Source organism: Rhodococcus sp. 06-156-4 (genome assembly GCF_002259345.1).
GTDB lineage: Bacteria > Actinomycetota > Actinomycetes > Mycobacteriales > Mycobacteriaceae > Rhodococcoides > Rhodococcoides fascians_E.
This window is the reverse complement of record NZ_NPGB01000031.1, coordinates 1-13,708: the sequence shown is the minus strand read 5'-3', so window position 1 is coordinate 13,708 and position 13,708 is coordinate 1. Positions and strand designations below refer to the sequence as shown.

At 64.9% G+C, this 13,708-nt stretch carries 12 protein-coding genes; 8 read left to right on the top strand and 4 right to left on the bottom strand.

The features are described from left to right. The first annotated feature begins 167 nt into the window (after positions 1-167). Both CH290_RS22640 and CH290_RS22635 read left to right on the top strand, forming a co-directional pair. Positions 168-743: a TerD family protein gene (locus CH290_RS22640; protein WP_019665152.1), complete on the top strand. Its 576-nt coding sequence runs from the start codon at positions 168-170 to the stop codon at positions 741-743. Between the two features lie 125 nt (positions 744-868). Beyond that, on the top strand, positions 869-1,966 hold the full coding sequence (locus CH290_RS22635) for a DUF475 domain-containing protein (RefSeq protein ID WP_019665153.1): 1,098 nt from the start codon (positions 869-871) through the stop codon (positions 1,964-1,966). Positions 1,967-1,969: 3 nt separating this feature from the next. Here the strand turns inward: CH290_RS22635 and CH290_RS22630 are convergent, their stop codons facing one another. After that, positions 1,970-2,203 carry a LuxR C-terminal-related transcriptional regulator gene (locus CH290_RS22630; protein WP_020110433.1) on the bottom strand — a complete coding sequence of 78 codons (234 nt, stop codon included), beginning with the start codon at positions 2,201-2,203 and terminating at the stop codon, positions 1,970-1,972. A 266-nt stretch (positions 2,204-2,469) separates the two neighbouring features. Between CH290_RS22630 and CH290_RS22625 the strand changes: the two genes are divergently transcribed. After that, complete coding sequence (locus tag CH290_RS22625; RefSeq protein WP_033189497.1) at positions 2,470-6,243, top strand: nSTAND1 domain-containing NTPase; 3,774 nt, start codon at positions 2,470-2,472, stop codon at positions 6,241-6,243. A gap of 43 nt (positions 6,244-6,286) precedes the next feature. Here the strand turns inward: CH290_RS22625 and CH290_RS22620 are convergent, their stop codons facing one another. The 3 genes from CH290_RS22620 to CH290_RS22610 form a co-directional block, all read right to left on the bottom strand. Next, complete coding sequence (locus CH290_RS22620; RefSeq protein WP_019665156.1) at positions 6,287-6,685, bottom strand: response regulator transcription factor; 399 nt, start codon at positions 6,683-6,685, stop codon at positions 6,287-6,289. Between the two features lie 170 nt (positions 6,686-6,855). Further along, complete coding sequence (locus CH290_RS22615; RefSeq protein WP_170947527.1) at positions 6,856-7,539, bottom strand: response regulator transcription factor; 684 nt, start codon at positions 7,537-7,539, stop codon at positions 6,856-6,858. Positions 7,540-7,746: 207 nt separating this feature from the next. Beyond that, entirely contained in the window at positions 7,747-9,168 is a 1,422-nt protein-coding gene (locus CH290_RS22610) for a glycosyltransferase family 87 protein (protein ID WP_371828039.1), read from the bottom strand. A 163-nt stretch (positions 9,169-9,331) separates the two neighbouring features. Here CH290_RS22610 and rpsF point away from each other — a divergent pair, with 163 nt between their 5' ends. The 5 genes from rpsF (at position 9,332) to CH290_RS22585 (ending at position 13,476) form a co-directional block, all read left to right on the top strand. Continuing rightward, positions 9,332-9,619, top strand: a complete 288-nt coding sequence (gene rpsF / locus CH290_RS22605) for a 30S ribosomal protein S6 (protein WP_026347802.1) — start codon at positions 9,332-9,334, stop codon at positions 9,617-9,619. 58 nt (positions 9,620-9,677) lie between these two features. Further along, complete coding sequence (locus CH290_RS22600) at positions 9,678-10,217, top strand: single-stranded DNA-binding protein (protein WP_019665160.1); 540 nt, start codon at positions 9,678-9,680, stop codon at positions 10,215-10,217. Between the two features lie 43 nt (positions 10,218-10,260). Continuing rightward, on the top strand, positions 10,261-10,503 hold the full coding sequence (rpsR, locus tag CH290_RS22595) for a 30S ribosomal protein S18 (protein ID WP_019665161.1): 243 nt from the start codon (positions 10,261-10,263) through the stop codon (positions 10,501-10,503). A gap of 16 nt (positions 10,504-10,519) precedes the next feature. Continuing rightward, positions 10,520-10,975: a 50S ribosomal protein L9 gene (gene rplI, locus CH290_RS22590; protein WP_019665162.1), complete on the top strand. Its 456-nt coding sequence runs from the start codon at positions 10,520-10,522 to the stop codon at positions 10,973-10,975. 242 nt (positions 10,976-11,217) lie between these two features. Further along, positions 11,218-13,476, top strand: coding sequence for a SulP family inorganic anion transporter (locus CH290_RS22585; protein WP_033189499.1), 2,259 nt, complete (start codon positions 11,218-11,220; stop codon positions 13,474-13,476). Positions 13,477-13,708 lie beyond the last annotated feature (232 nt).

Here is a 13,708-nt window from a genome sequence, read left to right as displayed (position 1 = left end):
GCGGAAGAGTCCAGGTCGGCGACTTGTCACCAGCCCGATAGTACTGACGGGAACTTCGCGGTGTGTGGTGCGCGTTAGCGTTGTGAACCGAAGACGAAAGTGACCAATCGGGCACGCGAGACACTACGGTGTTCCTCGGTAGGGGAACTCACGGCGAAAGGAAAGTCATGGGCGTCAGCCTCAGCAAGGGCGGCAATGTCTCACTCACGAAGGCAGCTCCCAACCTGACCGCAGTCACGGTCGGCCTCGGATGGGACATCCGATCGACGACCGGAACGGACTTCGACCTCGACGCCAGCGCCATCGCGCTCGGTGCCGACAAGAAGGCCCTCAGCGATCAGCATTTCGTGTTCTTCAACAACCTGAAGTCCCCCGACGGTTCCATCGAGCACACCGGTGACAACACCACCGGTGAAGGCGATGGCGACGACGAGCAGATCAAGGTGGACCTCGCCGCCGTGCCGCCGAACGTCGACACGATCACGTTCCCCGTGTCGATCTACGACGCCGACGCACGCTCGCAGTCGTTCGGTCAGGTCCGCAACGCGTTCATCCGCGTGATCAACCAGGCCGATCAGTCGGAGTTGGCGCGCTACGACCTCAGCGAGGACGCGTCGACGGAAACGGCCATGGTCTTCGGTGAGCTCTACCGCAACGGCGCCGAGTGGAAGTTCCGTGCAGTGGGCCAGGGCTACGCGTCCGGCCTCGCCGGAATCGCTCGCGATTTCGGAGTAAACGTGTAGTAAAGCCCAGGTCAAGATTGGGACTACCCCGCCTCTTCCTTCATGATTGAGGCGGGGTTTGTCGTGTGTAGACACAGCCCGGTTCGTCCCAATACCTGCGCCGGCTACAGAAAGGCCACACGCCCGTGGTTCTACGCATCTTCGGTTGGTCCATAGGCGTCACCATCGTTTCGGTGATCGTCGCCTTCCTCTACGGCGGTTGGCAGGCACTGTTCCTGGTGCTGATCCTCGGCGTTCTCGAGGTGTCGCTGTCCTTCGACAACGCGGTCATCAACGCGACCGTTCTTCGCCGCATGAGCGAGTTCTGGCAGAAGATCTTCCTCACCATCGGCATCATCATCGCCGTCTTCGGTATGCGGCTGCTGTTTCCCCTGGTCATCGTCTGGGCTGCGTCGGGTCTCGGCCCCGTCGCCGCAATCGATCTCGCACTCAACCCGCCGCCGAACGACGCCGCGTACTTCGACGACGGTCGTCCCAGTTACGAGACGCTTCTGACGGACGCGCACCCACAGATCGCGGCGTTCGGCGGCATGTTCCTGCTGATGCTGTTCCTCGGCTTCATCTTCGAGGATCGCGAGATCACGTGGCTGAGCTGGTTGGAGAAGCCACTCGCGCGGATTGGCCGGCTGGATCAACTCGCAGTCGTCGTCGCCAGCATCATCCTGGTCCTCACGGCCGAGTTCCTCGCCGAGGACGAGAAGATCTCGACGGTCATGGTTGCCGGTGTACTCGGCATGATCACCTACATCGCCGTCAACGGCCTCGGCGAGTTGTTCCACGTCGAGGAAGAGGGCGAGGAGGGCTCGGGCGGACCGAGCGAGCTTGCCAAGGCAACCGGCAAGGCCGGCTTCTTCCTGTTCCTCTACCTCGAGGTGCTCGACGCGTCGTTCTCGTTCGACGGCGTCATCGGCGCGTTCGCCATCACCGCGGACCCGATCATCATCGCTCTGGGCCTCGGCTTCATCGGCGCGATGTTCGTTCGGTCGATCACGGTGTTCCTGGTCCGCAAGGGGACGCTCAGCGACTACGTGTACCTCGAGCACGGGGCGCATTGGGCGATCGGTGCACTGGCGATCATCCTGATGGTGTCCATCGGCGTGCACATCAACGAGATCATCACCGGATTGGTCGGTGTGTTCTTCATCGGTGCGGCGTTCATCAGTTCAGTGGTACGGAACCGGAAGCTGGAAGCCGCAGGCACCGACACGCACATGCACGTCTAGTCCTCACCAATCGTCGAGCTTCGTATGGCCGTCCTGTAGCGCACGCGCGAACAGGGCGGCCTTCGTCGGTGCTGGCCTGCCCACGGCGGAGTACTTCTGACGAATCCGGGTCAGGTGAGTGTTGATGGTTCCCACGGAAATGTGGACGGATGCAGCCGCGACGGTTTTCGAGTCCGACGCGAACCAGGCGATCATCACTTCCACTTCCCGCGCGCTGAGCGGTGGTCTGCGATACACGTGCTTACTACGTTCTCCGATCGATGAAACAGACGTCGGTGCGTGCGTACGCATCGGTGCAACGAACACGGAAAAGTACCCCCAGACGAGAAGAATCCCGGACTTGAAAAACCATCACTGAAAACATCGATGACGCCCGACCGCCGTGGTCCGATCCTGTAGCCGTGACGGCCGTCTGGCCAGCCCAACCAGGGGGTCCGTACAGGTCAATACACCGAGACCTGCTTCGACCACCGTGAAACCGACCGTTCGCTTATAGTTCCGCCATGACAGCGGTCCAGCCCGATCCCCGCACCATCACCACCAAGGCCGAACTGACCGCGGGCCTGCGCTCGGTGCGGGAGAACTCGGGCAAGACGTATCGAGAACTGGTGAAATTGTCCGGCGCCCTCCACGGCACCATCAGCGGATGGTTCTCCGGCCAACACCTTCCGATGGACGCCAGCGCCGACATGTTCGACAGGGTCCTGCGCGAGTGCGGCGTCGGCGACGCGGACGAACGAGCCCTGTGGTGGGACGCCATCGTCCGGGTGCGCCCCGCGTCGGGCAAGCGCCCCGACCGCAGCCGGGCGCCGTACAAGGGCCTCGAATCGTTCGAGGCGTCGGACGCGGAATGGTTCTTCGGGCGGTCCGACGTCGTCGCCGAGCTTCGCGAGAAAGTACGTCGCGTCGCCGACGACGGGGGCGGGGTCGTCTTCGTCCTCGGGGCATCGGGATCGGGTAAGTCGTCGGTACTGCGGGCGGGTTTGGCGGCGTCCCTCGGCGGCGCCGGGGTGGACGGTGCTCGGGTGCATACCGGACTGTCCGGCATCGAGGCCTGGTCGACGACGGCAACCACGAGTTCCGATCCGACGGACCGAACGGACGGCAGTGTCGTCGTCCTCGACCAGGTCGAGGAGTTGTGGACGCTCGCCGGCGCGGATCGGCGGCACGCCGTTCTGGCTGCGGTGCAGCTGAAGGTGGTGGCGGGTGCCGTCGTCGTGATGGGTCTGCGCGCCGACTTCTATCAGAACGCGGTGGCCGAGGACGTCCTGAGGCTCGGCCTCGTCGACAATCCGATCGTGCTCGGTCGCCTTCGTCCGGACCAGCTGCGGGACGCCATCGTCGAACCTGCACGCAAGGCCGGAATCGGCGTCGACGACGCACTGCTTCGGACCTTGTTGTCCGAGATGGAGCCGTCGGGCACGGTGTTCGCCCATGATCAGGGTGCACTCCCGATGCTGTCGCACGCACTGCTCGCCACGTGGTCGACGGCGACGGGACCGACGATGACCGTCGACGACTACTTCTCCACCGGCGGGATACCGGGGGCAGTCGGCCAGTCCGCCGAGGCCGTCTACTCGTCGCTCGACCCGGCCCAGCAGATCGCCGCGGCCCTGGTCTTCGTGCGATTGGTCAACATCGAGGACGACGTCCTGACGCGTCGACGCGTGGACCGCGGCGAACTTCTCCGCGGGGAGGGCACCGACGCCGACGTCGAAGTGGTGGTGGAGCGTTTCGCGGCGGCGCGTCTTCTCACCGTCGAAGAGGACTCGGTGTCGGTGACACACGAGGTGCTGCTGACAGCCTGGGATCGGCTTCGCCGATGGATCGACGGGGACCGGCAGTGGCATCTGGTGCATCGCCGCCTCACCGACGCTGCCGTGCTGTGGGATCACAGTGGGCGCGACTCGACGGTGCTTCTGCCCGCGAGTCGCCTCGATGCCCTGCACGATTCGCTCGCCGAGGGCGGCCGGGAGGGTGACCTCAACGTCGTCGAACGTGACTACCTCGCCGCGAGCGAGAGGCGAGTCGCTCACACCGAGTCGCAGCAGCGCAGGCGTCGGCGAGTGCTCGAGGTGTTGACCGCAGCGCTCGCGGTGCTGACGGTCGTGGCGGTGGTGTCGGCGGTGGTCGCGTTCTCGGCGAGCAGCGATGCGGACGACAGGCGCGTCGAGGCCGAAGCCGCGTTGGCGGGTCAGTTGGCGGGCTCGGCCGAGCGTTTCCGCGCACTCGACCCAGGCCTGTCGGTTCATCTGGCCCTCGCTGCGTACGAGATCGATCCGGCGACGGCAGCGAGATCGGCGCTGCTCGACGCTTCCGCGGTGCATGCTCCTGTCCGGCTGCCCGGCGTGTCGGGCGAGACCGTCGCGCGAGTCGATTCCACCGGGGAGGTTCTCGCGGCTGCGGGCGCCGACGGCACGGTCCGGTTGTGGTCGCTCGGTGCACCGGCTCGGGCCCGCGGAACCGTCGACATCGGGGAACCGGGCAGCGCGCTCACCGTCGCGTTCGCGCCGACGAGCCGGACTCTGGCGGTGTCGGGTGCGTCGGGAACAAGCCTGTGGGACATCGCCGACGTCGATTCGCCGGCGCTCCTGTCGGCCGTCGGCGACGACGCGACGACGGCGAAAGCGATGGCGTTCGCACCCGACGGATCGTCGTTGGCGCTGGTGTCCGGCGACGGCGCCGTCTCGGTGTGGAACGTGGCCGACCCGGCGGCGCCCACTCTCGCCGTCGTTCCGGCGACGTCGGTCCCGATGAATGCCGTGGCGTTCTCTCCGGACGGATCGGCACTGGTCACAGCGGGCAAGGCTCGTGGGTTGCAGGTGTGGGAGATGCCGGCGCTGACCACGACCTCCTTCGAGATTCCGTCGGACGGCGGCACCTACGACTACCTGTCGGTGACGTACTCCCCGGACGGTCGCACGATCGCTGCAGGAACGACAGGTCGAGACGTGGCGCGTTGGGCCGTCGAACCCGGTGGTCGCCTCGCCGCACTAGCACCGCTGACCGGCTTCACCAGTTACGTCAACGACGTGGCATTCGACGGCACCGGATCGGAACTCGCCGCCGTCAGTTCCGACAACTCGATCAAGACGTGGGATGCGGCGACGGGTGTTCTACGTGAAACATTGCCGGGATCGACGGTCGTCATGTCGGTCGACTACGCACCGGACGATTCCGCTCTGATCACGGCGGGGCAGGACGGAGTCACCCGCGTCTGGCCCCTGCCTGGACCGGTGATGCCAGGACAGACCGACACCGTCTTCATCAACCCGACGGACGGCAGCGGAACACGAGTCCTCGCCGGCGTCGGTTCGCGCGGCGACGGCCTTCGATTGTGGGATGTCACAGATCCGGACCGACCGATCGCGTCCGCGAGGCCGCTGTCCCCGACCACCGCCGACCCGCTGACGGGTGCGGCGGCGCTGTCGTGGGATGGATCGTTGGCCGCCGGTGGCACGTCGTCGGGAGCGTTCCAACTGTGGGACGTCCGGGCGCCGCAGAATCCGATTGCGCTCGGAACCCCGCACGCCGCCGTCGACTCGCTCGTAGGCGTGTTGGTCTTCGGCCGTACTGGTGATCTGTTGGCCGTGTCCCCGCAGAACACTCCCGACGTCGAACTCTGGGACGTCCGCGATCCGTCGCGGCCCACGCGGCTGTCCGGCTTCGACGTCGGCAACAATCCGCAGGTCATGGCCTTCAGTCCGGACGAACGAACGCTGGCCGTTCCGACGCTGAACGACGAGGTCGAACTGTGGAACGTCAGCGACCCGGCGGCCCCGGTGAAGGTGTCGACTGTCGCGGGCTTCTCCGGCGACGCGCAGGCAGCGGCGTTCTCACCCGACGGGCGACTGCTCGCCGCGGGCAGTGCGGACCACACGCTTCGGCTGTGGGACGTCGCCGATCCGACGACGCCGCGCCACGTCGCCCAGATCGTGGGTCCGCGGGAGGCGGTGTATTCGGTGGCGTTCGATCCGAGTGGCACCAGACTCGTTGCAGGCGTCGACGGCCAGTCGATGTGGATGTGGGACATCTCCGACCCGTTCGATCCGCGGACGTTCGCGACGCTGACCGCCTACGGCAACCGCGTCAACGACGCAGTGTTCACCGCAGGCGGTGCCGCAGTGATCGGCGGTGGACCGGAGAAGGACCTACGAGTGTGGCGGACCGATCCCGAGGACGTGGTCGAAAGGATCTGCGCCGGTGGAGGATCGACGATCACCCGGGAGGAGTGGGATCAGTATCTCCCGGGATCGCCGTTCCGCGAGCTGTGCTGATTCGTGAGCTGTGCTGATTCGTGAGCTCGGCAGATGGTGGGCGTCAGAGATCGGCGATGTCGATCAGGCCGTCCTGCAGGGCACGGGCAACGAGTGACGCCTTGGTGGACGCGGTACGGCCGACAGCGGCGTACTTCGCGCGAATACGCGTGAGATGAGTGTTGACAGTTCCCAGCGACAGGAACAGCGACTTCGCGACCTCGACCTTGGAGTCGCACTTGATCCAGCCGGTGAGCACCTCGATCTCGCGCTGGGTGAGCATGGGCCGAGGGAGAAACGGTCCGGTTGCGCGCGATCCGCCGGTCGGAGGCAGCTGGATGGGCGGTGGGACGAGAGACATGGTCCGTCGCGGAGCTGCGTTGCCGAGCCCGCTGCCCGTACCCGAGGCCGAGGCGTCGAAGGCTGAAGCGTCGAAGGCTGAAGCGTCGATGCTGACTGTCATGTGAATTCTCCCCGAGGTTCCTGCGGTTGTGGCTTGGCACAACCATTCGCGTAAATGATCTTCACAGTTGACTGCCAGGTTTGTCTGCCCTGAAAACTAGGGGCATTGAAACGACAACCATGTACACGGCGTGCACTGTGACCGAGATGACGTACAGGCGCGGTGGCCCGTCAGTTCTGGTTGGGTGGCTCCGGCATCGGGAGCCAGCCGTCTTCCACGGCCCGCTTGTAGAGATCGGTCTTGGTCGGCGCTGGCCTGCCTGCCTCGGCGTACTTGTTCCGGATACGCACGAGGTAGTCGTTGACCGTCTGCTCGGACAACCCGGCCAGCCGAGCGACGCGAGCAGCTTTCTCGCCGGATGCGTACAGCGCCAGGACTTCGCGTTGGCGTGGGCTGAGTCCGACGTCGGGAAGATGCGGATCACCGTCGATGGCCGCGGCCCAGTCGGTCGTGACCACCTGACCACCTGCGGCTGCCCGGCGAATGGCCGAGACGATCGCGGCGGCGGGTTCCGACTTGCGGACCACGCCGAGCACGCCCGCCCTCGCGGCGGAACGCACGAGGAACGGGTTCTCGGCACCGGTGTAGACGAGGACCTGCACGCCGACGGAGTGCAGCCTCTCGACGTTGGACCTCGGCGACGAACCGTCACCCAGCCGAAGATCGAGTACGACGAGATCCAGCCGGTGGCCGAGTCCGACGAGCTCGTCGACGGTGGTGGTCACGGCGACGAGCTCGAGATCGGCTTCGTCGGACAGAATGGCGCGGAGACCGACCGCGACGGACTCGTGGTCCTCGACCAGGCCGATCCGTCGGCGACCTGCCGCGGCGTCGGGCACGGTGTCGCTGCCCATCGACGTCTGCGCCGGCAGCGGTTGCCCTGCTGCTGGTGAATGCGGTTCATCCGCCGCGATGTGCGGTGTCGTCGCCCCCGGAACCACTGTCATTGCCCCACCTCTGATGTCTCAGCCGAGGTGAACTCGGCTGCCTGAGACGAATGTCGAACAACGCGACCGGTTCGTTACGTCTGCGGTGTGGAACGGGGAGAAGTCAGGACTCGGTCAGGGAGCAGCGGATGTCGACGACGTCGACGAGGCGGGAACGTCGGGCGCCGGGACGTCGCCGTCGCGGCGGGACGCATCGAAACGGGGCCGGGCCCGCGCGAACACGAAGAACGCGACGACCAGCAGTACTGCGCGACCCCAGACCCCGAATTCGACGAAGAATTCCTCGGTACCCGCATCGGTGCCCTGAGCGAGCGCGGCGAAGTACCGGAAGACGCCGATGCCCATCGACAGATCGGCCACCAGGTAGGCCGCGACCAGAGCCCACGGCACTCGGAGCAGGACGAAGAACGGGATGAGCCACAACGTGTACTGAGGTGAATGGACTTTGTGCAGCAGCAGGAATCCGCACAGCATGGATCCGCTGACAGCCACCCACGGGTACACGTGCTCGGTACTCGCGCGACGCACACCCATCCACAGCGCAAGACCGAACGCCGCGAACACCAGAAGGGGCGACAGAATGTCGACGGTGTTCTGGAACGCCGTCTCGGCCTGCTCGTGACTTTCCGCCGTCATCGCGTCGGTCACCCACAGTTGCCGCAGACCCCAGTACCAGATCGAGTTCGTGGTGATGTCGGCTTGCCGCAGACTCTGGAACGCGAACGACGCCTTCCATCCCTCGTATCCGAGGACCGCGAAGGGAAGATTGACGACGACGACGGTTCCTGCCGCAGCGGCGAGGACGGACAGCGCGCCGCGCAGGTCCAACTTGGTTCCAGGCACCCGGCCCGTCGCGCCGCCGTACGCGACGTACGCGGCGAGTGGGAGGACGAAGGCGCCCGGGTACAGCTTGAGACAGAATCCCACTCCCAGCAGTATCGCCGCAAGAACAGCCTTCACCCGCAACGACATCCGCATGCTCATCACGAACACTGCACCGACGGCCGTCGCGACCACGGGCAGTTCCCAGTTGTGGAACGCGTACATGACCAACGGTGGACCCACCGACCACAGCAACGCGGACTTGCCGGCCAATCGGCCCAGCATCCAGGCCGTGATCAGCCCGAACGGCGCGAGAAGCAGAGCCGTGTAGAGGAGGAACTCGGCGTCGGTGTGGGCCGGTACCGCACCCAGCCACATCAACACCCCGCTCAGCACGGGGTACTCGACCGTTCCACCCGTCAACACCCCGTTGGAGGTGATCGCCCCGTGAAGGTAGGGGAACACGTGGTTGTCGATGTCGCGGCCGAGCCACAGGAACTGAATGTCGGAGTAGCAGACCCAACTGTCCTTGACGGAGTCGAACGTCGTGCTCCGGCCGTTGTCGTAGAACGGCGCCACGGCACAGCGGGCCTTGTTGAGGTAGCCGAGAATCAACGTCAGCGCACAGAACGCGACCAGGACGATCATCGTCGACGTCGACGCGGCAGCCGATGGCAGGCGACGCCCACGAGACGACCGTCCACCCGGATGCATGAGGTAAGCCTAGGACGAGCCGAGGCGGTCGTCGGAACCGTCGTCTGATTTCGCAGGTCAGGGCATGGCCGTGTACCCTCCAAGGGTTGCTGACGCAACGACCCTCCTGCCGCGGATCGTCCGCGGCCGTTTTCACTCAGTCCACAGGAGGTGATGAGGTCTTATGCGTCATTACGAATTGATGGTCATTCTCGACCCCAATCTGGACGAGCGCACTGTCGCTCCGTCGCTCGATACGTTCCTCAACGTCGTTCGCAAGGACGGCGGCAGCGTCGACAAGGTCGACGTCTGGGGCAAGCGTCGTCTGGCCTACGAGATCGCCAAGCACGCCGAGGGCATCTACGCCGTTGTGAACATCAACGCCGCGCCTGCCACCGTCAGCGAGCTCGACCGCCAGCTCGGACTCAACGAGTCCGTTCTGCGCACGAAGGTCCTGCGACAGGGCAAGTAATTGTCGTTGCTCGCCTCTAGGCTGGCATCAACAAAGACTTACTACTGAAAGAGGAACCATGGCAGGCGAGACCGTCATCACCGTCGTCGGGAACTTGACGGCAGATCCAGAACTTCGTTTCACCCCGGCCGGTGCGGCCGTGGCCAACTTCACTGTTGCGTCCACACCGCGCACGTTCGACCGTCAGTCCAACGAATGGAAAGACGGAGACGCACTCTTCATGCGCTGCAACATCTGGCGTGAAGCTGCGGAGAACGTGGCCGAGAGCTTGACCCGCGGGGCACGCGTCGTCGTGACCGGCAGGCTCAGGCAGCGTTCGTACGAAACGCGTGAAGGTGAGAAGCGGACTGTCGTCGAGCTCGAAGTCGACGAGATCGGTCCCTCGCTTCGCTACGCCACCGCCAAGGTCAACAAGGCCAATCGTGGTGGAGGTGGCGGAGGCGGCGGCTTCGGTGGTTCCTCGGGTGGATCGGGCGGCGGACGCTCGAACTCCAACTCGGGATCCAATTCCGGCGGAGACGACCCTTGGGGCAGTGCCCCGCAGGCGTCGGGCTCCTTCGGTGGGTCTCGCGGTGGGGACGACGAGCCTCCGTTCTAGATCCTTCGTGATCGAGAACAACCAGACGTAACGGAGAAAGACCATGCCGAAACCGCCATTGCGCGACAAGGTGCTCAAGAAGAAGGCGTGTTCCTTCTGCAAGGAAAAGAACACACAGATCGACTACAAGGACACGACGCTGCTGCGTAAGTACGTCAGCGACCGCGGAAAGATCCGCGCGCGTCGAGTCACCGGCAACTGCGTCCAGCATCAGCGTGACGTGGCCGTTGCCGTGAAGAACTCGCGTGAGGTAGCTCTGCTGCCTTACGCCGCGACGGCACGATAAGAAAGGAGCGATCATCATGAAGCTGATCCTCACCGCTGATGTGGACAACCTCGGTGCGCCCGGCGACACCGTAGAGGTCAAGGACGGATACGGCCGCAACTTCCTGCTGCCCCGTGGACTGGCCATTCAGGCCACCCGCGGAGCCCAGAAGCAGGTCGAAGGCATCCGCCGCGCTCAGGAAGCTCGCGCCGTTCGCGGCCTCGAGCACGCCAACGAGCTCAAGCAGGCCATCGAAGGACTCGAGTCGGTTTCCCTGTCGGTCAAGACCGCAGGTGACTCGGGCAAGCTGTTCGGCTCCGTGACGGCTTCGGACGTCGCGTCTGCCATCAAGGCAGCAGGCGGACCGGTCGTCGACAAGCGCAGCATCGATCTCCCCAAGGCTCACATCAAGGCAACGGGCAAGCACGACGTCGTCGTGAACCTGCACCCCGATGTGGCTGCGAAGTTCAAGCTGGAGGTCGTCGGAAGCTGATTCAAGCTTCTGGCCCGATACGGCTGGGAAAAGCCCCACGAACCTTGGTTCGTGGGGCTTTTTTCGTGGTTTGTCACAAAAAATACACTGCCGCAACGGTTTTCAATTGTGAGGAGACTCTCATCACGGGCGTGTGACCCAAGGTTTGCGTACCCTTTAACGAGGGGCGACAGAAGCACACAGATGTGCGTACGCGACGCGCAAACGACCGACCAGACGCCTAGACGCCCGGAGGACCTGCCGTGACCACGACAGTCGACAAAGACTCATCGGACAGCGAGTCATCAACGAAAGGATCCGAGTCTCCATCTCGGATCGGGAGCATTCTGAAGTTCGACGTACCGGCATCGCTGGTCGTATTCCTTGTGGCGGTGCCACTTTCGATCGGTATCGCAGTTGCATCGGGTGCGCCCGTGATGGCCGGGCTGATCGCAGCCGTGATCGGCGGCATTCTCGCCGGCGCACTGGGTGGATCGCCTTTGCAGGTCAGTGGACCGGCCGCAGGTCTGACCGTGGTGGTGGCCGAGCTCGTCAATCAATTCGGTTGGGCCGTAACGTGCCTCATCACCGTTGGTGCAGGTGCGGTGCAGATCCTGTTGGGTCTGAGCCGGATTGCCCGGCACGCGCTCGCCATCTCGCCGGTGGTGGTGCATGCCATGCTTGCCGGAATCGGTGTAACCATTGCGCTGCAACAGATTCACGTTCTGCTCGGTGGTGAATCCGAGAGCTCCGCGGTCGAGAATCTGCTGGCCATCCCCACGTCGGTTGCCGACGGCCAGTGGCCGTCGATCCTCGTCGGTGGCGTCGTCATCGCGTTGATGTTGCTGTGGCCGAGGCTGCCGGGTGCAGTGTCGAAGGTGCCCGGTGCACTCGTGGCCGTCGTCGCGGCAACCGCCTTGTCCGTTGTTCTCGATCTGAACGTCGAACGAATCGATCTGCCAGGCAACCTGATCGAGGCGCTGAGCCTCCCCGCGCTTCCCGAAGGCCAGTGGGCAGGCGTCGCCACCGGTGTTCTGACCATCGCGTTGATCGCCAGCGTGGAGAGCTTGCTGTCCGCCGTCGCGGTGGACAAGATGCACACCGGACCGCGCACCAACTTCGACCGTGAACTGCTCGGACAGGGTGCGGCCAACATGGTCTCCGGTGCCGCAGGTGGCCTCCCCGTCACCGGTGTGATCGTGCGCAGTTCCACCAACGTCAAGGCCGGTGCCAAGTCGCGTGCGTCGGCGATCCTGCACGGTCTGTGGATCCTGGTCTTCTCCGTTCTCTTCATCTCGGTCGTCGAGCTGGTTCCGTTCGCCGCACTCGCCGGTCTACTGGTCATGATCGGCGTGCAGCTGATCAAGCTGGCAGACATCAGGATTGCCCGCAAGACGGGTGACATCGCGGTGTACGCGGTCACCGTTCTCGGCGTGGTTGCACTGAACCTGCTGGAGGGCGTGCTGATCGGATTGGCGCTCGCCATCTTCCTGGTTCTCCGTCGCGTCGTGTGGGCGCACGTGCACGCCGACGAGACAGTCGACGGTTCCTGGCGCGTACACATGCAAGGTTCGCTGAGCTTCCTGTCGCTTCCTCGCCTGACCCACGTGTTGTCCTCCGTACCAAGCGGTTCCAAGGTCAACATGGAACTTGCCGTCGACTTCCTGGACCACGCAGTGCACGAACATCTGCACGAATGGGTACGTCAGCACGAGCTCGGTGGCGGCACGGTGCAGATCGAGGAGAACGGATCCGCCTCGCTCGCAGCCGCAGCCGAAGCACCGCCGAAGCGCGGACTCGCAAGCGTCCGTGGCTCGCTGGCCCCGTGGTCGGCATGGCAGCTGAAGGAAGACAGTGCGGTCGACGACAACCCGCCCGCACTGCGACCGGTCCTGTCCGGCGTCGCCGAGTACCACCGGACCCACGCCGAGGCCATCAAGCCGCACCTGCAGGGCCTCACCGAATTCCAGGACCCGGACACGTTCTTCCTGTGCTGCGTCGACTCGCGGGTCATGCCCAACACCATCACCAGCAGCGGACCGGGTGACCTCTTCACCGTGCGGAACATGGGCAACATGATCCCCGCACAGGGTCAGGACACCTCGGTGGAAGCCTCGCTCGCCTACGGCGTCGACGTCCTCGGCACCAGCTCCGTCGTCGTCTGCGGCCACTCCGGCTGCGGTGCGATGAAAGCTGTCCTCGCCGGACCGGACAAAGCAGGCGACGAACGCGTCGTCGAATGGCTCGAACACGGCCTCGCAAGCCTCGAGGCCTACCGCAGCGGGCACCCCGTCGGACGCGCAGCCGCAGAACTCGGCTTCTCCGAAGGCGACCAGCTCGCCATGGTCAACGTCGCAGTACAGCTACAGACCCTCACACGACACCGCGTCGTCGGCCGCGCCTCCGCAGAGGGGAAACTGAGGGTCACAGGGCTCTTCTTCGACATCCCCACCGCCCGCGTCCTCCAAATCAGCACCAAGGACATCACCGTCCTCGACACAGCCGAAATCCAGCCCGCCTGACCCGCCCGGCCCTTGGCCTCCAGCGCGTCCTACGCCCCACGCCCCCATTTCGGACCGAATGTACCGTCCGGTCACTCAGAGTGACCGAACGCCACATTGGGTCCGGATGGGGGCGTGTGTCGTCCACCCGGTTCGTGAGCGAACGTGCCGTTCGGTCACTTGGAGTGACTGAACGCCACGTTCGGTCACGAACCGGGTGGACGACACACGCCCCCATCCGGACCCAATGTGG